Annotated in this window: 20 protein-coding genes; 4 read left to right on the plus strand and 16 right to left on the minus strand. The window is 45.2% G+C overall.

All coding sequences use genetic code 11. The features are described from left to right. Positions 1-170 precede the first annotated feature (170 nt). Together QT979_RS10440 and QT979_RS10445 are read right to left on the minus strand one after the other, a co-directional pair. Positions 171-383, minus strand: a complete 213-nt coding sequence (locus QT979_RS10440; RefSeq protein ID WP_333309679.1) for a hypothetical protein — start codon at positions 381-383, stop codon at positions 171-173. A 63-nt stretch (positions 384-446) separates the two neighbouring features. Further along, on the minus strand, positions 447-1,049 hold the full coding sequence (locus QT979_RS10445) for a thioredoxin family protein (protein ID WP_333309681.1): 603 nt from the start codon (positions 1,047-1,049) through the stop codon (positions 447-449). Positions 1,050-1,227: 178 nt separating this feature from the next. Here QT979_RS10445 and QT979_RS10450 point away from each other — a divergent pair, with 178 nt between their 5' ends. Both QT979_RS10450 and QT979_RS10455 read left to right on the plus strand, forming a co-directional pair. After that, on the plus strand, positions 1,228-1,632 hold the full coding sequence (locus QT979_RS10450; protein ID WP_006635751.1) for an NIL domain-containing protein: 405 nt from the start codon (positions 1,228-1,230) through the stop codon (positions 1,630-1,632). Between the two features lie 63 nt (positions 1,633-1,695). Next, a complete protein-coding gene (locus QT979_RS10455) occupies positions 1,696-2,139 on the plus strand; it encodes a hypothetical protein (protein WP_333209797.1) in 444 nt (147 codons plus the stop codon). 105 nt (positions 2,140-2,244) lie between these two features. Here the strand turns inward: QT979_RS10455 and QT979_RS10460 are convergent, their stop codons facing one another. From QT979_RS10460 to QT979_RS10480, 5 genes are all read right to left on the minus strand, one after another. Continuing rightward, the gene (locus QT979_RS10460) at positions 2,245-2,373 is read right to left on the minus strand and encodes a hypothetical protein (protein WP_333209799.1); all 129 of its coding nucleotides are present in this window, start codon (positions 2,371-2,373) and stop codon (positions 2,245-2,247) included. A gap of 718 nt (positions 2,374-3,091) precedes the next feature. Continuing rightward, positions 3,092-3,643: a shikimate kinase gene (locus tag QT979_RS10465; RefSeq protein WP_333209801.1), complete on the minus strand. Its 552-nt coding sequence runs from the start codon at positions 3,641-3,643 to the stop codon at positions 3,092-3,094. A 22-nt stretch (positions 3,644-3,665) separates the two neighbouring features. Next, the gene (locus QT979_RS10470) at positions 3,666-4,547 is read right to left on the minus strand and encodes a LapA family protein (RefSeq protein WP_333309685.1); all 882 of its coding nucleotides are present in this window, start codon (positions 4,545-4,547) and stop codon (positions 3,666-3,668) included. A 115-nt stretch (positions 4,548-4,662) separates the two neighbouring features. Further along, positions 4,663-5,286 (minus strand): flavin prenyltransferase UbiX, encoded by a 624-nt coding sequence (locus QT979_RS10475; protein ID WP_333209804.1) that lies wholly within the window; start codon positions 5,284-5,286, stop codon positions 4,663-4,665. Positions 5,287-5,689: 403 nt separating this feature from the next. Then, complete coding sequence (locus tag QT979_RS10480; protein WP_333309688.1) at positions 5,690-8,056, minus strand: ribonuclease R family protein; 2,367 nt, start codon at positions 8,054-8,056, stop codon at positions 5,690-5,692. An 876-nt stretch (positions 8,057-8,932) separates the two neighbouring features. On the opposite strand from QT979_RS10480, the gene QT979_RS10485 reads away from it, so the two are divergent. Continuing rightward, entirely contained in the window at positions 8,933-9,919 is a 987-nt protein-coding gene (locus QT979_RS10485) for a hypothetical protein (protein ID WP_333309691.1), read from the plus strand. Between the two features lie 311 nt (positions 9,920-10,230). Here the strand turns inward: QT979_RS10485 and clpP are convergent, their stop codons facing one another. The 8 genes from clpP to QT979_RS10525 form a co-directional block, all read right to left on the minus strand. Next, a complete protein-coding gene (clpP, locus tag QT979_RS10490) occupies positions 10,231-10,839 on the minus strand; it encodes an ATP-dependent Clp endopeptidase proteolytic subunit ClpP (protein WP_006635758.1) in 609 nt (202 codons plus the stop codon). Positions 10,840-10,900: 61 nt separating this feature from the next. Then, positions 10,901-11,041 (minus strand): hypothetical protein, encoded by a 141-nt coding sequence (locus QT979_RS10495; RefSeq protein ID WP_333309693.1) that lies wholly within the window; start codon positions 11,039-11,041, stop codon positions 10,901-10,903. Beyond that, positions 11,041-11,256, minus strand: coding sequence for a DUF433 domain-containing protein (locus tag QT979_RS10500; protein WP_333209810.1), 216 nt, complete (start codon positions 11,254-11,256; stop codon positions 11,041-11,043). Before QT979_RS10500 ends, QT979_RS10495 begins: the two co-directional genes overlap by 1 nt. 17 nt (positions 11,257-11,273) lie before the next feature. Further along, positions 11,274-11,633, minus strand: a complete 360-nt coding sequence (locus tag QT979_RS10505) for a type II toxin-antitoxin system PemK/MazF family toxin (RefSeq protein ID WP_333209812.1) — start codon at positions 11,631-11,633, stop codon at positions 11,274-11,276. Then, complete coding sequence (locus QT979_RS10510; RefSeq protein ID WP_190741010.1) at positions 11,633-11,854, minus strand: hypothetical protein; 222 nt, start codon at positions 11,852-11,854, stop codon at positions 11,633-11,635. Before QT979_RS10510 ends, QT979_RS10505 begins: the two co-directional genes overlap by 1 nt. Positions 11,855-11,960: 106 nt before the next feature. Next, on the minus strand, positions 11,961-13,181 hold the full coding sequence (locus tag QT979_RS10515; protein ID WP_333209816.1) for a heparan-alpha-glucosaminide N-acetyltransferase domain-containing protein: 1,221 nt from the start codon (positions 13,179-13,181) through the stop codon (positions 11,961-11,963). A 149-nt stretch (positions 13,182-13,330) separates the two neighbouring features. Then, positions 13,331-14,743 (minus strand): adenylate/guanylate cyclase domain-containing protein, encoded by a 1,413-nt coding sequence (locus QT979_RS10520; protein WP_333209818.1) that lies wholly within the window; start codon positions 14,741-14,743, stop codon positions 13,331-13,333. Positions 14,744-14,791: 48 nt separating this feature from the next. Then, positions 14,792-20,320: an ATP-binding sensor histidine kinase gene (locus tag QT979_RS10525; RefSeq protein WP_333309697.1), complete on the minus strand. Its 5,529-nt coding sequence runs from the start codon at positions 20,318-20,320 to the stop codon at positions 14,792-14,794. A 366-nt stretch (positions 20,321-20,686) separates the two neighbouring features. Here QT979_RS10525 and QT979_RS10530 point away from each other — a divergent pair, with 366 nt between their 5' ends. Beyond that, complete coding sequence (locus QT979_RS10530) at positions 20,687-21,568, plus strand: Cof-type HAD-IIB family hydrolase (RefSeq protein WP_333295337.1); 882 nt, start codon at positions 20,687-20,689, stop codon at positions 21,566-21,568. A 559-nt stretch (positions 21,569-22,127) separates the two neighbouring features. Here the strand turns inward: QT979_RS10530 and QT979_RS10535 are convergent. Next, a complete protein-coding gene (locus QT979_RS10535; protein ID WP_333309700.1) occupies positions 22,128-23,018 on the minus strand; it encodes an alpha/beta fold hydrolase in 891 nt (296 codons plus the stop codon). Positions 23,019-23,159 lie beyond the last annotated feature (141 nt).

Here is a 23,159-nt window from a genome sequence, read left to right on the forward strand (position 1 = left end):
TTTACCCAGTCAGCCAGCCTGCAAAGGAATGAATCGCGGGGCTGGCGACCAAATTGTTTTCGCTCAGGCTTTATTTTGTATAGGCAGTGAGAGAATATTTACGCTCTGCACCTGACAAGTAGTATAATAAATTTTAATAAATTGTCAAAAATGTTTTTTTGAATATTCCTTTAGAGGTAGTTGATCGCCCAAAATGCAGATTGGCAGAAATTGCGAGGGGATTTTGAATCTCTATAAGTTATCGCCATCAGGAACAGGCAAGATGCCTGTTCCACAACAAATAAACTTTTTGGTGGAACAGGCATCTTGCCTGTTCCTAAAGTTTTCTTCCCTTTTCTCTCTTCCTTCTTCTTCTTCTTCTTCTTCCGACTTCCGACTTCCATCGAACTGACATCCGTTACATCCGTTACATTCGTGGAGCGAATCCGTTGCCGAACTTCCTTCTTTTACTGTACTTGAGAGCCGTGGACGCGGGGGTCGGAGCTACTTGTTTTCACAGGCCCTGTGGGGGGAGTAAAATTAGAAACTTGACCGCCAGCTTGGGCGTGTGGCAGAGGTTTTCCTGCAATTAAAGCTTCTAAGTTAGCTTCCATAATACTGCGCGGCATTTCGCCCATCGTTTCAGCAACGGCGCTGCCTTTATCGTTCAAGTAGACAAAGTGCGGAATGCCGTCTACTCGATATTTGGTGATTTCTGGCAGCCATTTGTCATTGTCTACATTCAGCATCACAAAATTTAGCGGTTCGGCATATTTCTGTTTAATTTCGCTCAAATCGTTAGCCATTGCCTGACAGCTAGCGCACCAATTAGCATAAAATTCCATGAGTGTCGGTTTCCCATTTACCAAAGCTGTTTCTAATGGCGTTGAAGCTTTTGCCATGTCGGTGAGACTGCTTGACGGTGTTTGGGTTTGCAGCCCGAAGAAGATGGATATTGAAAGGGCGATCGCTGTTAACACGATCAATAAGTTTCTGATGCGCGTGGCGACTTTTGTTTCGGGATTTTTGGCGACGGGGGCGACAGTTGACTTGGGCGAATTCTGGGTCATAAAATAAATTGCGCTTTGATTTCTATGTTTTTATTTTAAATAATAGATTCAGATTATAGCACACTTTGAGATAATCAGACCCATCTCATAAAAATTTGTGCTAAAGGCAGTAATTAGATTAAGTGCGCTAAAACAGAAGATAACAAAGATTGTTTGTAAATTACCGAGGACTTGCAGGGTGAAAAAACGGGTAACACTGACGTTTCCCCAACGATCGATCCAAATGCCTGTCACCTATCGACTGGCAAAGGATTTTAATGTTGCAGCCAACATTATCCGTGCTCAGGTAGCTCCTAATCAAGTGGGCAAACTGGTGCTAGAGTTATCAGGGGACATCGACCAACTAGAAGCGGCGATCGACTGGATGCGATCGCAAAATATCGGCGTTTCCCTAGCCAGTCGGGAAATACTCATAGACGAAGATATCTGCGTTCACTGCGGTTTGTGTACGGGAGTTTGCCCGACGGAAGCCTTGACCCTTGACCCAGAAAGCTTTAAACTAAGTTTTGCTCGATCGCGGTGTATCGTTTGCGAGCAGTGCATCCCTACTTGTCCGGTGCAAGCTATTTCTACTAACCTCTAGAAACTGTACACACTCATCGGAAGCATCATCTTTTTTCCCTGGTTCTCCTAATTGTGCCATTGGATGAAAAAAAACTCTTGGGTTTCCCTAACTCTACTTTTTGTTACTTATTTCACTTTTGGCTGGAAATTATCGGAGTTTGATGTTCCCCCGCACCTGACTTGGTTTCTAGCCATAGCTTCAATTCTAGTGTTGGCGGCCGCCTTGTCGTTCCCGCTGAGAGACATAAAAGCCTTAATTTTTCGGTGGTTTTCGAGTGATATTGGTGCTTTTCTTTCTATTATTGTAGGAGCTTTTGTGGCAGTGGTAGTTTTTGCTTGGATGCACCTTTTTGCTACTTGTTTACTTTTGATTTCAGCCGGAGCTTTGGCAAGACTCGATATTCAAATGTCTGGTTGGAAGAATTGGCGGGCTTTTGCGGTATTAGCTACCATTGCTTTAACAGGTGTGGGGCTGGGCGGAACTCTGGAGTTTTGGTTAAAAACAGGCAGGCTCGTATTCTCTTAATGAGGAACGGGAAATTCATCCAACCAAATTCTATAACTCGCAACTGATATTTAGCCAAAAACTATCAGATCGCCCATCAATTCAATAAATACAGCTTATTTTTTTTCAATCCCTCACCGGATTAATTCCCCGTTCCGCGCCGTAATCATAGCAGTTTTCAAGCCTGGTGAGGTACAGCATCTCAATTGCCGATTCCCCGTTGGGCGTTACTAATTCCCAATTACTAATTACCAATTACTAATTACCGACAAACCGGGAGTGGAACTGAAAACCCCTAGGGCAGTATTGAACTGTAGCGACTGTTGCTCAAAATGTTATTGCCAAGAGCCCGCAAGTCCCGCAGCCAAAAACTTATCGCAATAAAAAAGCAGCTTTAGGGAGCTGCTAGTCAGAATGCATGAGGTATTGTTTTTAGAATAGGACAGGTTGAATTAGATCGGTGCTGGGTTACATTTTTTGATACGGGAGAGTTGATGAGTGAATGGACGATCGTAAAATCGTCACATAGCAGGGTATCATTGATGCTAAATTTCCCGACAATCAAGTTAGCGTTTAACTGTCCTTGCGCCCTACAGCCCTTCAGCGGTGGGGCCATTTTATTTTTAGGGATAACTCAATAGCCGGCTTTAACTAATCAGATGATTCTGGCATTAGTTCTTGTATAAAATCTCCGCATCGCCACATCCTCATACCTATAAAACTTACGCATTACATCCACTCAAACCCGGTGGATTTCAAAATATGGGGTAGTTAAACGGACACACTCAGACAAAAATCAGTATTTTTACCGAAGTCATACAATTTTAGATTTTAGATTTTAGATTTTAGATTTGGGGAATAACTGATGAAGCTGGTGGTTTGGAGCTTGCTTAGGGTTGCATTATTTTTGGGAACTAATATCAACAGTCTTTAAAAAGCTGTTATTTTCCCACAAACCCGGTTTCTGAATGTATCAATTGAGATCAGGCCCGGTTTCTGATTTGATAACTTTTTGGATTTCCTCGATCGCCCTAGTCGCCACTGCTTCAGGCCTTTCCCCCACACCAGCATAGACTCGGACATCTGCTTGAGTGTAGAAACGCTCTCGCTCTTTCAAAAGGCTTTGCAGCTTAGATTTGATCTCGCCCTCCTGCAGTAGGGGTCGAGCGGTGTCTGAACGCAGTCGATCGTACAATTGATCTACAGGCACATCCAGCCAAACCACGACACCGTAGTGCAAGTAACCCCAATTCATCGATCGCGTCACAATACCGCCGCCCGTAGCCACGACCGAATTTTGATACGCAGACAATTCGCCGAGCACTTTAGTTTCTAGTTCCCGAAAAGCCTCTTCCCCTTCTCGATCGAAAATCTCAGCAATTGACTGATTAGCAACTCGAACAATTAGTTCATCAGTATCAAAAAAACGGTATTTTAATTTTTTTGCCAAAATCCGCCCTACCGTTGTTTTCCCCGCACCCATCATCCCGACAAGATAGATATTTACTCCCCTCAACCCATCCACTGCCAAATCCTCCGATATTTTTCTATTTTTTCAGGTTAATTGATCTGCCACTGGGGCCATCATCGTCATCAAACTCATCACCCTCATCCAATCCCCAATCATCCTCTGCTTCTGCAAGAGGATTTATAGGTGGTTCATCAGCGGGTTTAGGACTCTCCCCTCCCGGAGGAACGATCACTCGATACTCGGCATCGTATACAGACTCAGTTTGTCCCACCCCAGACTGGCTCGGATCTCGATAGCCGTAAGAGTATACTGAGCCAGCCCAAGACTTGCTTTTCGGTTCCTGCTGAGCTTCGTAAGCCCTCGGATTTGCCGCTGGAACATCATTTACCTGCGGTCGATCGGGAAAATCGCGATCGTCCCCCCAATCGTCATCACCCCCTTGAGAGCCGGATTTTGAGCCATCTGAGACCCAATCGTCCTCATCGTCTGCTGCATAAGCCCCCGGTTGAGCGTAATTCTTCGCCCCATCCGGGTTCGGAGTTTCTTGCAGGAAAGTCCCGGCACTGTAACCAGCCGACGTGCCGTACTCAGTTCGGTAGGAACCAGCAGCCTGAGTTTGACTATTTTCCCTATTCAGATCCGGGTCAATTTCCAGCTTTCTAGGAGGGGGAGGCGGCGTGTAAGGCGTTCTCCTGTCCTCTGGGAAAGTATCGGGACGGCTGCGACTGGATCGGCCGGCGCGGTCTGCCGTTAGAGATAGGTAATTTGCAAAAGCCAGCAAACCAGAAATCAATAAAGATGTGAGAGCTCCCACCGCCATGCTCAGCAAAATCCAGATAGATAAGGGCACAGCAGGCGATCGAACTCCCAAAAACACCAGCGATAAGGCCGGCTCCACATTTTGCAGGGCAAAAATAGTTAGCCCCACCACAATTACTAGCAAAAATACAGGTCGCATATTAAAAATATTGGTAATTGGTAATTGGTAATTGCTAATTGGTAATTGCTAATTAAAACTAACAAATCATCAATAACAAATAACAAACTGTCAACTGTCAACGGTCAACTGTCAACTAACTCCCTTCTTCTTCTTTCCAGCGTTTGAGAGGAACGCAATCAATCCCCAACTGGTCTAAAGCGCGAGCCACCACAAAGTCTACCAAATCTTCAATAGTTTGCGGATTGTGATACCAAGCAGGAATCGCTGGTACAATTCTAGCTCCAGCTTCCGCCAAGGTAGTCAAATTCCGCAGGTGGATCAAGCTAAAAGGCGTTTCGCGAGGCACGAGTACCAATTTTCGCCCTTCCTTGAGCTGAACGTCGGCCGCTCTTTCGAGCAAATCCGAGCTCAAGCCAGCCGCCAACTTGCCCAGCGTACTCATGCTACAGGGAATAATCATCATCCCTTGAGTGCGAAAGGAGCCACTAGCAATATTAGCACCGACATCTTGCCAGGGATGACACCGAAGTTTACCCATTGTGGCTACTCCTGCTTGTTCCCGCCAGAATTCCTCTTGTAGCGTCGGTTCGGCGGGCATTCGCGTGTTCTGTTCGCTTTGCCAAACCATGTAAGTAGACTTGGAAGCGACCAGTTCGATCGCGCGATCGGCTTCCAACAAATATTTCAATGTTCGCACCGCATAAATCAGTCCCGATGCACCGGTAACTCCTACAATGAGGGGGTAGTTATTCGTCATTAGTTATTTTTTAGTTGACTGTTGACTGTTAGTAATTAGTTGTTATATCAAATCTGTTAGCATAGGAATTATTCATAAATCTCTTATCTTCATCTGCGTAAATCAGCGTCCATCCCTTGTCATCTGCGGTGAAGAAATTCTCTTTTTTAAACCGCAGATATAGGCAGATTAACACAAATTAACGCAGATAAGTTATATAAATTCCGGTTACACCGTCCGTGAGTGTCGAGTTTTGACGGGATTGTACGCCCGACGCTGCTACCGGATTTGATATTAGTCATGAATTATTTTTTGATGATTTTTGAGTCTAGTTGGTAGTCCATTAATACTTAGTTGCTAGACACTGACAACTAAGTATTAATAACAGTTAACCGTCAACAGTCAACTGTCAACTGTCAACTGATTATTCATCATCATCAAAAGCTTGACTGCCGCCACCAACTGCAACTAAATCAATTTGCTGGCGGTAGTAGTCAACACTCTTGACTTGAACTTCTACCCGATCGCCCAAACGGTACTGATTGCGGTTTTTGCGGCCCACCAGAGTTTGCTGGCGCGATCGATATTCGTACCAGTCATCCTTCAGCGAAGAAACGTGTACCAGTCCTTCAACTCGCAGAATATCGCTCTCCGGCGGCCGTACCTCAATTTCCACAAAGAAACCGTAAGACTGCACACCTGTAATCAAACCCTGGAAAGTTTGGCCGGTGCGTTCTTTCATCAATCCCGTTTTCTTCAATCCCTGCAAATCGCTTTCAGCATCCTCAGCAACCCTTTCGCGTTCCGTCAGGTGTACCACGGCCGATGCAAACTCTGTCTCAAATTCGTGGTGCAAATCTGGGGGGAGAACATTCCAAGTAATTTGACCGTGACAGGAGGAATGGTGCAAGTCAACTTTTTCCTTAGCCCGTGTTGTGCGGCTGCTGCGGCCTTGCTCGAACACCGCTTGCAACACCCGCAGTACCAGCAAATCGGCATAGCGCGAAAGCGGCGAAGTGCAGCGCGTGTAACCCTCTGACAGCCCCAAACCGAAGTGTGGCTTGGGAGTTGTGCTGTAAACAGCAGGCTTCATGGTGTCTTCAAGCAGGTAGGTGAGAACTCTTTCGGACTTCAGGCCGGCAAACTGCTGGGTAAATCGCTGAAAGTCCAAAGGCAAAACTTCTTCTTCGGTTTCGAGATACAGTTCGCCTCCGAGGTTGTTGGAGAGTTTGATGAACTCTTGAATGTCTGCCGGGTCTGGCATCGGCTGGACACGGTAAATTGCTGGGACTCCCAAGGCTTGCAGGTGAGTGGCGACAGCTTGGTTGGCGAGTACGACCAACTCGGACACAGCCGACTGAGCGGGGGGAGCTGTTGCAAAAGCTCCTAATTCGCCTTCGTCGTCGAAGTGAGAGTTAGCATCAGGCAAATTTAGTTCAAAAGCTCCCCGTTTGAGCCTTGTCTGTCTGGCTGCCTGTGAGGCGGCACCGAGTTGATCGAGGAAAGGACGGAGGGCGGAGGATAAAGGGTGCTCTTCGGCATCGCCTGGTTCGAGAATTGCTTGAGCTTGCTCGTAGGTAAGGTGGTAGTCAATTTGAATGACGCTGGTTTGAATTTCGTATTCTAGGAGTTCTCCTGATTGGTCGAGGGTGAGTAGTATGCTGAAGGCCAGCCGTTCGCTGTCTGGCAGCAGGGAGCAGCGCTCGTTGAGGGTTTCTGGCAGTACGGCGATGATTTTTTCTCCCAGATGGGCGGCGGTGCCTCGCTTGCGGGCTTCGCGGTCGATCGGGGTTTCTGGCTGCACGTACTCGGCGGCGTCGCTGATGTGGATTCCTATTTGCCAGCGGCCGGGCTTCAGGGTTTCGATCGACAAAGCGCGTTCCACTGGCGGATCGGAGAGGAAGGATGTCGGGTCAAACTCCTTTTCGCCTCCTCCTTCGGAGAGATTTTCCTCCTGGGCTTGAGGAGCATTGTTTTCGCTGTTGGTTGTTGCCGGTTCGTTTTTGCTGAAGCTAACAGTCAGAATGTTACGCAAATCTAGGCGTTTTTTGATGTCGGTTTTTTTGACTTTGCTGGGCAAATTTTCCGCTGCTTTGATGACGGCGGCGGGGAACGATCGCGGCAAGTCGTGTTTGCAGCATACGATGTCGAGGTCGTCAGCGGCTTCGGCGTCGGAACCGAGTACCTGTACTACTTTGCCGACTGGCCGATGGGTGCCGAGGGGGTAGCGTTTGACTTCGACGTGTACTAGATGGTCGATCGCCTCTTGGAGATTTGTGCCGTTTGCGAGCAAGTCTAGTTCAAACAACAGGCGATCGTCCAGGGGGATTGCTCTGTAGCTGACGCGGCCGGTGGGGGTGGCGGTTTGCTTGACTCGCGCCAGTACCGAGGGGTTGGCGCGTTCGAGGATGAGCATGACTTCGCCTTCGGGCGATCGGCGGCGGCTACCTTCTTTGATGATTTTGACTAAGACTCGATCGCCATTCCAAGCTGTCGAGAGGTGACTTTCCCGCACATAAACGTCTTCTGAGCCTTCGGCGTCTTGAATTGCAAAGCAAAATCCTTTGCTCGAACAGCGCAGTTTTGCTTCTACTACGTCGTCTTCAGCTACTCGGCGATAGCGGCCTTTGTCTTTGACTAATATGCCAATTTTCTCTAGAGCTTCTAATGCGATTTGAAGTTTGAGTTGACTGGTGGCGTCGTTGCAGTCGAGTTTTTTCTCCAATGCTTTTGGAGCCACTAATTTGTCTTCTGTAAAATTTGCCAGCAGTGCAGCGATAGAAAATTCCATGTAGCGATCGATCCTCTTGTTTCCAGCAATTAGTCTAAATTTTGGCGAAATCAGCCGCACCCCCTCGGGCCCTCGCAGTGCCTGCTTCCCAACAAATGCGCGGGTTGATAGGTGGAGACGCGAGCACAGCCACCTTGTTTCATCGCGAGTTTTTTTTGAGATTCTCTCCCGACACCGGCTTCGTGCTAATTGTCTGCTGTCTGTATTGAACTGACTGCTGACGGTGCAGAAAACTGTCCCGCACGCTATTCCCCAATACAATTTTTTAGCGTTGGTTTGTTTGCTTTTAGGTCAGCAGCGCCGAGCACTTCGCGAATTAGAAAGCCTCTGTCGGTTCTTAAAAGATGGCTCGATACTGAAAGCAACGGCTTGAGTCGAGGATGAGCCGATGGAGGGATGGAGAGGGAGAAAATGTGCATTTCTCGCTTCTGCCTTGTTTCCTTCTGCGTTGTTCCTTCTTCCTTTTGAAGTGCCTCTTGCCTCTTGCTTTAGCAAAGAACTTACCGGATCAAGGCAAAATTGCTAGTAGCTCGCCGCTGCGATGCCCCTGTTTTTTGCACGCGATCTGTCCTTGCGGACGGAGGTGCAACGAGCGGGCCGGGAGCAATCTGTGCTGTAGAAAGTGCAGGTACGCAAACCGGAGACTTTTACTACTTTTGCTTAGTTGCTGTGTCATCTCCTATAGGTAGAAATGACGCCCGATGCTTGTTAGCTTAAACCGCTGGATGTGGCATGGGGTTTAGTGGCGTTTAAGGTTGCGCGGATGACTCACCTTTAATTTATTGTATGTTGAATAGGTGCTTTCAGAAAATTGTTTTCTCAGGGCTGTACTACACTTAAGTCATAAGCCCCCTCTGGTTTCGGGGTCAAAAAATTATGTTTGCTGAATTTCGCGCCCTTTATCCCGCTGGACAGTTAATTTGTGAGTTGCTGACTGTTCATCACGGTAAGTTTGTTGTTCGCTGTCTGGTTCAGGTTGACGGCAAAACTCTGGCTACGGCTATGTCGGCTGCTGAGTCTGTTGAGGATGCTGAAGACCGCGCCCGGTTGCGAGCGATCGCTGTCCTTGGATTTGCTGCGCCCGATCGTGCGATCGCGAGTGTTGATCCGGCTCCGGTTGCACCAGTTGCTCCGATTGCTCCGGTTGCTTCCGTTGCTCCAGTTGCTCCAGTTGCTCCTCCCCCTCCCCCTCCTCCTGCTGTTCCGGTTCCTGTTGGGCCGACAAGTGTTCCTCTTCCGGTTCTAGAAATGCCTGTTGCCGACAAAGTGCCTGATACACATCAAAGCAATTTTGTCAAGACTGAAGCGAAATTAAATGAAGAGCCGATCGCACCTGTACCGGAACCGCTGCCGCCAACGGTTGATCGCGTCGAGGCTACTGGATTTGTACCAAAGCAGTTAGACTCGGACGCTTGGCTTTCTTCTAGCTACGGCGAACCCCTTCAGGAACTGGATGTACCGACTTCTAGCGAAAGTGAACTGCTACAGGGTGCGGCCGAAGTCAGGGAATTGCAACCGATCGCGGTGGGAATCCCCAGCGATGCGATCGAGGATAATTCTGATACGATCGCCCAAATAGATGCCATCCTCAAACGCCTGCAATGGAAGAAAAAACAGGAAAGCGACTGTCTCGAACACAATTACGGCAAGTCGTCTCAGAGAGAGCTTTCTACCGAACAGTTGGTAGATTTCCTAGAATATCTGGAAATCTACAGCAGAACTACTGAGGAAATCAAGCGGTTGAACTGGACTCCCAACCAAGGAAAAGATTATCTCAAACAAGGTTATGGCAAAGAAGCGCGCCATTTCTTAAATCAAGTAGAATTGCTCGACTTCCTGCAATATCTCGAATCTTTGCCTTAGTAATTCTGTAGGTTTCTAGGTGTGATTTTTTAAAAAAATAGCTACATATAGCAGTTTTCAATTGTATGAAAAACAGTAAGGATTTAACTATGATGCCGTATCATGGGCCCCAGCATCTGTAATTCACTCCACTGAAAACTGCTATATGATATCATTTCCGGTTACACCGGAATGATGTTGACTGTTGACTCTTGACTGTCAACAGTGGACTTGAATTTACTATTCCGATGCTAACGGATTTGATATGACCGTTAAAAATTAAAAATCAAAAATGAAGAATATTTCCTCATTTTTGATTTTTAACTTTTTATTTAGACGACAGCGGCGATCGGGCGGCTGGCGGAAGGACGGCGATCGATCACTTGATCGACTAATCCGTAGTCCTTTGCTTCTTCAGCGGACATGAAGAAATCCCGTTCGGTATCTTCTTCAATGCGGGAAAGCGGCTGACCGGTATGGTTGGCAAGATGTTCGTTCAGGCGACGTTTGTGGTACAAAATCTCTTTGGCCTGAATTTCAATATCGGTTGCTTGTCCTTGAGCTCCGCCTAGAGGTTGATGGATCATAATCCGGGAGTGAGGCAAACTCATCCGCTTGCCTTTAGCGCCGGCACTCAACAGAAAAGCGCCCATGCTGGCTGCCAAACCGAGACAAATAGTGCAAATGTCGGGGCGGATGTGGTTCATCGTGTCAAAAATGCCCATACCTGCTGTTACCGAACCCCCTGGGGAGTTGATATAGAGGTAAATATCTTTCTCCGGGTCTTCGGCGTCTAAAAATAGCAATTGGGCAACAATCAGGTTAGCCAAATCTGAGTCAACCTGTTGGCCCAAGAAGACGATGCGATCGCGCAGGAGTCGCGAGTAAATGTCAAAGGCGCGTTCGCCGCGACCGGATTGTTCTATAACTGTTGGGATCATTGACGCCTGCCTGCCTATTACGTATCTTTTTTTAATTTTAGCGATTAGGGCTCAGTTATAGTTAGCGATCGGTGGCGGGCGATCGAGAAATCGGCGAAATCCTTGAACTGGGCGGGGTTGGGGCGTTAATTTGTGGAAGTTGTGGCGGGGGTGCGATCGGAAATCCGATCCTGCAGGCGATCGATGTTGAGGAAGCGGACATCAATAAACGTTGTTATGTGGCGATCGTATCATTGCCAGAACTGAAATCGCTCGATCGCCGCTGACACTAGGAAAATGGTCTAAAAATTCATCGACCGAATCACCAGCTTCGAGATAATCAAGTAGAGTCTCGATCGGGACGCGAGTGGCGATTAAGACTGGATTTCCCCCTAAAATATCGGGGTCGCTATGAATGATAGGTAGTGTGGATGTCATATAAAAATTTTTGGGAGTCATGAATCTGATGACGGTGGGCGATCGTCCAATTCTACTAAAGTTAGTTTTACACAGGCGCGAACAGCACTCCAATCACGTTCGGATAAATGCCCTATCAAAATCAGGTTGGCAGAAGGCGGTAAAGTAAGAATGAAACTGCGGAAAACAGATACAATTCTCAAACCTACGGATGCCCAATCTTGCAGAGTATAGTCAGTAGAGCCAAGATTTGTTGTCTGGGTAGTGATTAACCCAACTATGAAATCAGGGCGGTTTCTATGATAAGTAGTCGAGGACAAAACCACAACAGGGCGACGTTTAACACCTGTGACACCAGGAAAATCTGCTGTTACTACATCACCAGGATTGAATTTCACTAATCCATCTCCTCACTCTCCGGGAAAAGTGTAGCTGCGTATTGCAAAGAAAAGGTTGTTACATCGAAACAATCTTCCTCACTCCAGGTATCACTTTGTTCGACGACAGCGACATTATGCTGTGATAACTCGTTGAGGATCAGAGTTGCCAAGCGTAACCGTTCCGTTGGTGACAAAGTGTGGACAACTTGAATATAGATTTCTTGAGCTGTAGTCGGCATAAAAAATCCTCCTGCCTTAAATTGTAACCTAAACAGGCGTCCCGATCGGAAGATATCCCTTTTCTCATATCATTAGAAGAGGTATATCCACTACAGACGAAACTACTCAAATTTTAATCGCCCAACGACGGCGGTACATTCCATACAAAATTAACCACCAAAATAATACCGCAGTCACCGCAAATGCTAGAGAACCATTCAGCGGCCCCGCCCACGGCACAAACCAGTTTTCATAAATCCAACTGTAAGTTGTTGGAGCATTTTCACCAGTACCGATATGAGTTTTCAACAGGATTCTGGCGACAATACCGGAAGCAACAAACAGAAAAATTGCATTCAATCCCATGATTTCAAACGGTTTCCCCCATTTCCAATCCTGCACTTCAATTGTTTCGTAGCAAAATGCTAGCAATAGTAAAGCCCAACCAGCAGTAAAAACTACATAAGAACTTGTCCAAAGTTGTTTGTTTATCGGAAATAAAAATCCCCACAAGTGGCCGATTACCACGCAACTGAGACCGCAGATTGCTAAGTTGATACTGGTGCGGGTTTTGATTTGCTGTACTCGCAGCCATTCTCCGGTAAAGTAGCCTGTGAGGACTGTGACAACTGCGGGTAAAGTGCTCAACAATCCTTCTGGATCGAAGGGGCCGCCTTTGTACAGGTGTTGGCTACCGAGAATTAGCCGATCGACATATCCTCCTAGATTCCCTTCTGGCGTGAGTTCGCCTGCAGTGTACCCCCCTACAGCAAATACGGTTAGTGCGCCCCAATAGCCCAAAAGCACGGCCACAGCGAGCAGTTTTTGATTGCGGGGCGGAAGGTTGAGAATAGCGATCGCACTGATGAAATAAGCTAAGCCGATGCGCTGCAATACTCCCATGATGCGGATTTTACCGAAGTTTTCCACTGGGGCGCTGTTGAGAAGTACGTCAAGGGCGATCGAAGATGTATTTAGCAGCAATCCTAATAGAAATAGAATCGCGGCCCTGCGCGCAATTCGCCAGTAAATATTTGAAGAAGGAAGAAGGAAGAAGGAAGAAGGAAGAGGGTTTTTGGCGGATTCTGATTTTTCCTTTGTTTGTGTAATTTTTGAGGTTTCTATTCCGGTTTTTGGATAATTTTGAAGATATTTAGGCAGCGAGAAAGACATCGCGCAGCCAACGATGAACAAGAAAAACGGAAATACTAAATCTGTCGGGGTGCAGCCGTGCCATTCTGCGTGCTCTAGCGGTGGATACACCTGTTTCCAACTGCCGGGGTTGTTGACTAGAATCATCGAGGCGATCGCAATTCCGCGAAAAACATCAAGGGATGTGAAGCGCATAAATTAAGTTATTTGTTCACTGTTCACTGTTCACTGTTCACTGTTCACTGTTCACTGTTCACTGTTCAGTATCTTAGCTGATGCCCATTCCCTAATTCTTTTTGGCCCCATGCCCCATGCCCCATGCCCCATGCCCCATGCCCTATTCCCTATATCTCTATCCCTTCCAGAGTCATAATGACTGCATTCTTCATCAACATATCGCAGCGTTCTGCATAAAAAGATGCTGCCTTATCATATTTGTTGATTTGCAAAACGCGCAAAAACATTTGCCTTGCTTGCGCGAATTGCTGCTGGTAGTGAAAAAAAATTCCCTGTTCAAAATAAGTTTGAGTTTGTGCTTTTAGTTCGATCATTGTCGGCGAGTCGCCATCGTAAATTTCAAATACAGCAACAGGTGTTTGTTTTCCTTTGACTTGAACGCGATCGAGAAACCGGCACTTGTAATGTTGAGGATCGTCTATTCGGCAAAGGGTTTGGACACTAGCTACAATAGCAACTCCATAAAGCTTTGTCAATCCTTCCACGCGGGAAGCTAAATTAACGGCATCAGAAATCACCGTACTTTCCATTCGTTCCGCTTCGCCAATCGTACCTAACATTAAAGTCCCCGTATGCAAACCAATCCCTATCGAAATAGGTTGATAGCCACTGTTTTGCCTGTGTCTATTATAAATTTTCACTTGATGCTGCATCTCAATTGCTGCTTGCACAGCATCTTCAGCCCTGTTAGGAAACAAAGCCATAATCCCGTCACCAATGTATTTATCTATAAAACCGTTATACTCGCGGATAACTGGGCCAACTCGACTTAAGTAAGAGTTAAGAAATTCAAAATTTTCTCGGGGAGACATACTTTCTGACAGACTTGTAAATGAGCGAATGTCGGCAAACATAATCGTCATTTCTGCTTGTACAGAGTCTCCTAGTCTGGCATCAACGATGCTTTCTCTTTTGAGAAATTTCAAAAATTCACGGGGTACAAAACGGGCTGAAGCAGCAGCTATTTTTTCTAGTTCGCTTTTGCTGGACTCGATTTGATTGAGTGATCTAAATGCTCTCAGTGCGGTGACTACTGTGGTAAATAATTTTTTATTAGTAAGTTCTGTTTTTGTTTTGTAATCATTGATATCGTAGCTGACAATTACTACATCTTCTGGTACTTGTCCGGGCTGTCCAGTGCGTAAAATAATTCGCACAATTTGATTATTTAAAATATCGCGAATGTATTTAACTACTTCCAAGCCTGCTTCTTCTGTTTCCATAACTACATCGAGTAAAATTAATGCTATGTCGTAGTTATTTTGGATTATTTCTTTGGCTTCTTTTCCTGAGTACGCGCTGATAAATGTTATACTTTTACCTTCAAACTTAAAATCGTTTAACGCTAGTTTAGTAATATTATGAATTTCTATTTCATCATCTACAATTAATATTTTCCAACTTTCTTCTAGCGGTTGTTGTTCCGCCTCGTCTTCCTCGGCAAATATTAATTCATCGTCGCCCGCCGCGATTAATTCGTCATCGCCTGCAGCCAACAGGTTTTTACTAGCTTCTGACATATATCGTTCTCCTATATAAAACTTATATCCATGTTGGCGGTCTAATAACTAACTGCTCATTTTAGCGGGAAATTCAATCATAAATCTTGTGCCTTTATTTACTTGACTTGTGCAGCTAATTGTGCCTTTTAGTTTTTGAGTAACAAGGTTATAAATAATGTGCAGTCCCAATCCCGTGCCTCCCTGACCTCTTTTGGTGGTAAAAAACGGTTCAAAAATTTTACTGAGATTTTCTGGGTCAATTCCTTTGCCGTTATCGGCATATTCAAATATTAGCCGATCGCCCTCTAGTTTGAAATCAAAAGCCAGAACTCCTTCGTCTTCTACATCGTAGGCGTGAATTAGCGAATTCAACACCAGATTTGTCACAATTTGACACACTACGCCGGGATAACTGTCCACTACAATATTTTCATCACACTTAATCTCTATTTTGTGCTTAGTTCTTTTGAGTTTGGCACTTAAGGATGTCAAAATTTCCTCTAGATAGTTTTTAACATTAAACGTGCGTTTTAACTCGCTTGACTGATCCACAGCTACTTCTTTAAAACTGTGAATCAAGTCGGCTGCCCGCGTGAGGTTAGATAAAATCATATTACTGCTTTGCACGGCGGTATCCAGAAACTTTTCTAACTCGGAACGTTTTATTTGGCCGTTACTGTAAACCTCAAAAAACTTTGTGGCTTTTTCAGCAAGCAGGGAGGCGGCGGTGATGCCGATGCCGATGGGAGTATTGATTTCGTGGGCAACACCTGCAACCAACCCTCCGAGGGCAGCCATTTTTTCCGATTCTACCAGTTTATTTTGAGCGGATTTTAAGTCTTCTAAAGTTTGGGAAAGTTCGGAGGTACGCTGCTGTACTAAATTTTCGAGATTCAGATTGAATTGGTGCAAGTTGGCGTAAAGTTGGGCATTTTCGATGGAGATAGAAATTTGAGAAGACAGCAGTTTTAATATTTCTAACCTGTCTTGGGTAAAAGCGCCTGTGGTCAGATTGTTTTCTAAATATAGAATCCCAGTGAGTTGACCTTGATTAATTAACGGAGTGCAAAGAATTGATTTAGGTTGAACCGCCCTTATATAGGGTGTGCGAGTAAATTGTCCTTCGCGGGTGGCATCGTTTAAAACTATACTTTCCTGGGTGCGGGCGACGTAATTCACAACGGCAACTGCCAGCAAAGTTACTTGTTGATCGTCGGCTACAAAATCTATCGGAATTGATTGCATGACAGCAACGCGATCGACATCTACAGATCTTGATGCTTCAATCACCCATTGACCCTCTTTTTCTAGTATTAAAAACCCTCGTTGCCCCCCGGCATTTTCAATAACAATTTTCATCATTTTTGCCAGCAGTTTGTCTAGAACTATTTCGCCGGCTAAGGTTTGCGAGGCTTTAACTGCTGTGGTCAAGTCTAGCACGCCTGCACTATCGTTCGTAGTGGAAGTGCTGCTGGTAGATTGGTGAGTTTCAATATTAGTTGAAATCGAGCCGGAAGTTAGCAAGTGCGAGTATTTCGATTCTAAATGCGCTGCTTTGGCTGTTGCTCCCCAGCGCTGATAGCAATAACGCGCTTCTGTCAAGTAAGTTTTAGCATTTTTTTCTCGTCCTATGGATAGATAAAATGCTCCTGCCAATTCTGCTGCTAGTGCTTGTACTTGTATGTATCCGTTTTCTTCGGCTCCGTCAATTGCGCGATCGTAATATTCCATTGCTCTCTCAACATTGCCCAAAACACGCGCTTTTTCTGCCGTAAGTAAGTCGCATTTGGGCTGAAGATTCATCGGCGCAGAAAGCGCTTTTTGTTGCAGTTTTTTTCGGTTACTCACAGCGTAAAAAATATGCTCTTCTTGTTCCTCTTCTGTTGCCGATGGATAGGCAGCTAGGCGGGCTAGAGAATCGTAAAACTGGTATTCAGAAACATTAATAAAGCCTGCAACTCCGTCTAAATATACTTCGGCTTGCGCTGAATTTTCTAGCGCTGTAGCGGTATCTCCAAATAAATAGGCTAGTATTAATTTTTGCAAATAAAAGTGCTGTAGTCCCACCCGATCGTTAGCTTCCAACAGCAGCGACAGCAATTTTTCTTCGCTGTATACTTCACCTAATACCAGGTGTGGGCTTTCCAATTTTCCCATCAATTGCAAAATAGTTTGCCGATATATTTGATTCCAAGTCAATACAGTGTCTTGCTTGAGTTGAAACAGCAAATGGTTGTAAGTTACCATTCTCCGTTCCAGTTGTGGCAATTCTTGACCGATGAAATACAAAGACTGACAAATATTTACGGCTGAATATCCGACAGATTCTAAATCCCCATTTTCTAGCGCGCTTTGATAAGCCTCCTCTAATAGTGGCAATGAGTCTTTAACGTGATGCTTGCCGTTCATCAAAATAAATGCTACTAAATTAAGCGTTTTGCTTTTGAATTCTAACGCATTTAATCTATCGCTCAAATTTAAAGCTAATTGACCAAAGCGATCGCCCGATTCAATATCTCTAACTATTCCTTTTAAAATTGCTCCGTAATTAGCATAACCGAAGGCAGAAAAAGTAGAGTTTCCGTAATTAATAGATAAATTAACTTGCTCGCACACAATCAGTGGCAGAAGCACAGGTTCAACTATAAATGTAGCTGACAACATACTGGAAAGCACGCGCATAGTTGCTAATTTGTGCGGATTTGTCATAATTGGCAAGTCAATTAAATCTTCTATTTTTTTTTCTGTTAAATAAGCTGCAGTTTTAGCCATTGCTTGCTGAATGTGGAGGGGAATCGGCGATTCGGGAAATTGGATTCCTAACATTTTTAGTGCTTCCCGACCAATTTTTACCGATTCTTGGAGTTTGGTTTGCATCGCACAAGCTATGATTCTGATTTCAAACACTTTGATTTTGTCTAGTTCATTTGTTGCGTGTTGCAGGACAATTATCGCCCATTTTTCCATTGGTTCAAAGTCGGTATTCAGGTAAGCAGCTTCTGCTGCTGACTCGTAGAGTGCCAGAGTTAAGTCGTAGTCAGTTTGCCAACTTTGGGGAGGAAGCAGTTCAATACCTGCAGTTAAATATTTGAGGGCAAGTTCGTAAGCTGCACTTGCTTTTGCTTTGCGGCCAGCAATTAAATTTAATTGGCATAATTGAAATTGTTCTAATTGGCTGCTGATAATTTCTTTCGCTAAATTTAGTTGGTTTACGGTATCAAAAATATGCTCTTCTAATTGCTCTGGCGGTGAATTATGCAGGAAAAAGTTGCCTATTTTGAGATGGATTTTTTGTTTTTCATAATCGGATATTAAAGCATAAGCTGCTTGCTGCACTCGCTCATGCAAAAAATTGTAAGTGGCGCTAGGAATATCAGCCACTGGTAGGGAAAATTTATCTGTAAAGTCTCTAGATATTGTGTCTGTTACTTCTGTGCTTGCTGCTAGTGCTATCGAAATTTTGTAGGCGTTATTCACGAGCAAAATCAGACCGGACTGAAGTGCCTCCCCGAGGTCTGTTGCTGCGGACGCCAGAGGTTTATCGGCGATTGTCGAGAGAATTTTTAAATCAAATTTGTTCCCGATACAAGCGGCTAATTTAAGCAGTTCTTGGGTATTCTCTGAAAGCTTCTGAATGTTATCTATCATTAATTCTACAACATTGTCAGTTATTCCCATTTCTTGTATTTGTTCGATATCCCACTGCCACTCGCCGATAATTTGGCATTTTTTCACAATTCGCTCTGAGATTGGTTGCGCTAATCCCGACAGTTTAGGTTCAGCTAACTCGACCAAATTCTCAGAGGATGAAAGTTTAAATTGAATTAAACCTTTTGAGTAAATAAATTTTATTAATTGAGTTAAAAAGAAGGGATTTCCAGCGGTTTTTTGCCAAAGCAATTCTGCTAAACTTAGGGATTTTTCTGGGCCGCAGTTCAAAGTATCGGCAACAAATTGGTTGACGCTACTTATATCTAAAGGCGAAAGGGCGATCGCCCTCACAGTCCCGCCTGCTTTTTTAATTGCTTCGGCGGTCAGCGTTAGGGGATGATTTGCATCTACTTCTTGCTCTCTATAAGCTCCAATTATTAATAAATATTGAGTTCCCAGGTCAGTTGCTAGCAGTTCTATTAACTTGAGAGATGCTGAATCGACCCACTGCAAGTCGTCCAGAAAAATTACTAGGGGGTGTTCTTTTTGAGCAAAGACGCGGATGAAGTTTTGAAATACTAAATTAAAGCGATTTTGAGATTCATTTGCTCCTAAATCTGGGACGGGGGGCTGCGGCCCAACAATTAGTTCTAATTCGGGAATAGCTTCAATAATTACTTGGCAGTTACCGCCGAGTGCTTTTAAAATTTTTTCTTTCCAAACATGGATTTCTGCGGTATTTTCGGTGAAAATTTGTCGCAACAAATCTTGAAAAGCTTGGAGCAAAAAAGCGTAGGGAATATCGCGCTTAAATTGCTCAAATTTGCTGTCAATAAAATACCCGTTTTCCGGCCGAATCGGCTTGTAAACTTCATATACTAACGACGATTTGCCCACACCTGCAGAACCAGCAATCAGCACAATTTCTGTATTGCCTCGCCTCATCCGCTGGAAGATACTGAGAAGCATATTAACTTCTGCTTCTCGCCCGTAAAATTTTTGGGAAATTTGCAGGTGACTTGACTGATCTTGCTCGCCGAGGGTTATGTGGGAAATTTCGCCTGTAGTTTGCAGTTGATCGAGACAATTTTCCAAGTCGTACAAAAGTCCAAAAGCACTTTGATATCTGTCTTCGGCGGTTTTTGCTAAGAGTTTTATGACGATATCGGAAACGACTTGAGGAATCTCCTTGGTTTTTACTTGATTGATTCTGCCTTCGATGCTTCTGCTTTGTACTTTTTGCTTTCTGTTTTCACAAGGAGAAACGGGCGTTTTGGCAATATGGGAGTGTACTAATTCCATAGGATCGATCGCCTGAAAAGGCAATTCGCCACAAAGCATTTCATAAAAGGTGACGCCTAAAGAATAAAAATCGGTACGGTAGTCGATCGCCCGATTCATGCGTCCCGTTTGTTCAGGAGACATATAGGCGAGAGTACCTTCGAGTAAATGGGGATGGCTGGGGGCGGTGTTTTCGCCCGGTAGCAGGGAGGCGATCGCAAAATCAGCTATCTTGACATCTCCTGTCTCGATATTGACAATAATATTGCTGGGTTTAATATCCTTATGGATGATGTGGTGTTCGTGAAGTTGCCCAATAGTTTCTGCTAGTTTGATGGCAATATGCAGAAATTGTTGTAACTCTAGCTGGTTGTTGCTGAGAAAGTCTTTTAGGGAAATCCCACCAAAATCTTCTAAAACTAAAACCGGAAAGTGATTGTAGGTTTCTATTTTGTAAAGCTTGACTATTCCCGGTAAATTCAAATTTTTAAGAATTTCTGATTCGTGCAGCAGTTGAGATATTTGCGCTGGGCTAGGATATGGCGGCGTGAGAGTTTTGAGGATAACGGGTTTTTGTTCCTCAAGCTGCATCCCTCGATAAATAACTGTGTGAGGGTTTGTATAAAGTTCTCCGTCAATGCGGTATCCCGGAATAGAAATCATGATGGTTGGGGGTAATTTCAAAGATGCGGTTAGACAATTTTAGATTTTAGATTTTAGATTGGGAATGATTAATAATATAATGGTTTGGAGCGCGGGATTATAGTTGCATTCTTTTTGGTCACAAGTATTATTAAGTAAGTGAAAATACACAGCGTCGGTCGAGTGCGGTTTTTACGGCAGTAAACTGGCTACTATGATATAGCTTAGCTAAATCCCTCCCTAAAGAGTCGTCCTAGATACTTTTTTTCTCCTTTATTTAGTTATCTATATTTTAGTCTTCAAAAAATCAGAAGTCGCACTTTGCTATCCCGCCAGTGGCAAAATAAACGGGTGCGTGCAAATCAACAGCTAAAATCTAAAAAAATCATGCAGAATATAACTGCCTCAAATCCAGCTAATGCGACCGATCGCGCTTTTGGCACCGCAGACATTCAATTGCTGGTAGTGGATATAGACGGCACGATCGCAGGTTTGTCAAATACCATCCGAGAACCAGTCAAGCAGGCAATTTTAGCTGCCGAGTCGCGGGGAGTGAAAGTGGCCGTCGCTACGGGCAGGATGTACCGATCAGCTTTGCGTTTTCACCGCGACATCGGCTCAACATTGCCACTGATTTGCTACCAAGGCGCGTGGATTCAAGATCACGCGACTCAAAAGCGGCTGCGGCACTTGCCGCTGTCGAAACAAACTGCTCTGCAACTGTTAGATTATTTTGAAGAACCGCATTTGCGACCGCTGCTTTCGATCCATTTCTACATTGACGACCAACTTTACGTGCCGGAAATTACCGCAGCTACCCGAATTTATGCCGAAAGATCGGGCATTGAACCAATGGTGATTAAAGATTTGCGGCGAGATCTTCCGGGGGAACCGACGAAAGTTTTGGCCTTGTGCGAGAATCCGGGGGTACTCGACGGCTTGCTCAGCAGTATGCGACTGCGCTACACGCCTGCAGAGCTTTATTTGACTCGATCCGTTGCTACTTTTTTTGAGGCTACGCATCCTGTGGCGAATAAGGGAGATGCGGTGCAGTATTTAGCGGAGGAACTTTTGGGTTTGCAGGCGGCGAATGTGATGGCGATCGGCGACAATTTTAATGATGTAGAAATGATTGCCTACGCGGGTGTGGGCGTGGCGATGGGCAATGCTCCTGATGGCGTGAAGGCTGCTGCTAATTGGGTGGCGCCGGATGTGGAGGAAGATGGGGTGGCGGCTGCGATCGAACAATTTGTTTTGGGCGATCGTTGATATTTGTAGCACCAATACCACAGGGGCGGGTTTGCCAACATCTGGATAAAATCTAGAGCGACCCGCCCCGACCCAGCGACAATTTATTATTATATAACTGTCTAGTTTTGACTTCTATGCAATCAAATTTTGATGATCTAAAAAGATCCACATTTTCGGATTTTTCCCGATCGAGTGGAGTCAATTACTTTTTTTGCAAGATCAGAATATTTATTTAACGAACCGCGAAGACGCTAAGAACGCGAATGAAGAATGGAAGAAAGCGGGGCGGGCTTACCGATCTTCTGGATGTGAATTAGAGATAATTTAAAACTCTTAAAAATGCCTTGCAACAGAAAAAGCACCGACGACTGGCCGTGTTTCGTCTCGGTGCTTCTTCTGGTTCGCTCCTCACACGTCCATCAATATAGCTGACTCACTAAATTGTGTCAATACTTTTTCCAAAAATTGTTTTTTGAGTCGGCTGCTGCGGGGGTGTCGGTGCGGTGGAGCGAGGCCAAACTATTGCAATGCAAGGGTTTGACTCGATCGCCCAAGGGTTGGCTCGATCGGAAAAATTTTACTTCAATTCCAGCAGCCAGTCCAAAATCAGAGCGTTGACTTCACTCGGCCGCTCGTCGTGGGGACAGTGGCCTGTGTTGGGAATTGAAACAAATTTCACTGGTTTATCGTTGGCGGCCAATTGTTGATAAATCTGGCTGCCGGCGATGGGCGTCCAGGGGTCGTCTGCGCCCCAAAGTACCAATAACGGACGATCGACTTTGGGCAGCAATTCTGACGGTTGAGGGCCTGGAGGGGCTGTGAGAATCGAGGCAAACACTTGTTGAGCTCCGGGCTCGCAGGAGGGGGCGTGGAGGAGTTCTACGAGTTCGTCAGTGATGGCTTCGCGGTTCCCGTAGACTTGGCGCAGGGTGTTGCGGATACGGTGTTTTTGGCGGATGTTGTTGAAGACAAAGGGGCCGATCAGGGGCGATCGAACTAATTTAGTAAAAGTCCCCATCACTACTCGCAGCGGGAAATTTAGTTCGTCGGGCCGATGGTTGAGCCCGCCAGCACAGTTGATTAAGACACCGCCTGCTGATATTTCTGGATGGTTGGCGACTACCATCAAACTCAGCAAAGCGCCGATCGAATTCCCGACAAATACCGCCGGTTCTAGTACCAGATCCGCCCAGAAATCAGTCAGCAATTCTTCCCACAATTCCAGAGTGTAATCTAGGGCTGGTTTGGCGGAAGCACCGAATCCCAGCAAGTCCAAAGCAAATACGCGATAGCCGCCGGCTGCGAGTACGGGGATATTTTGCCGCCAATGTCCGATCGAAGCCCCAAATCCGTGAATCAAGATCAGAGGGCGGCCGGTTCCTTGGACGGTATATTGGATTTTGTGACCTTTCCAAGTCCAAATTAATTTTTCAAAGCTGGTTGCAGATACTAATTGTTGTGCAGTCACGGCTATTATGTAAAGTTTCGTTAACTACTTTCATCATAGCAGAAGTCAGTAGTCATGAATTATTGGTTATTGGTTATTGGTTATTGGTTATTGGTTATTGGTTATTGGTTATTGGTTATTGGTTATTGGTTATTGGTTATT

The sequence above is a fragment of the Microcoleus sp. w2-18bC1 genome (assembly GCF_036700365.1).
Lineage (GTDB): Bacteria > Cyanobacteriota > Cyanobacteriia > Cyanobacteriales > Microcoleaceae > Microcoleus.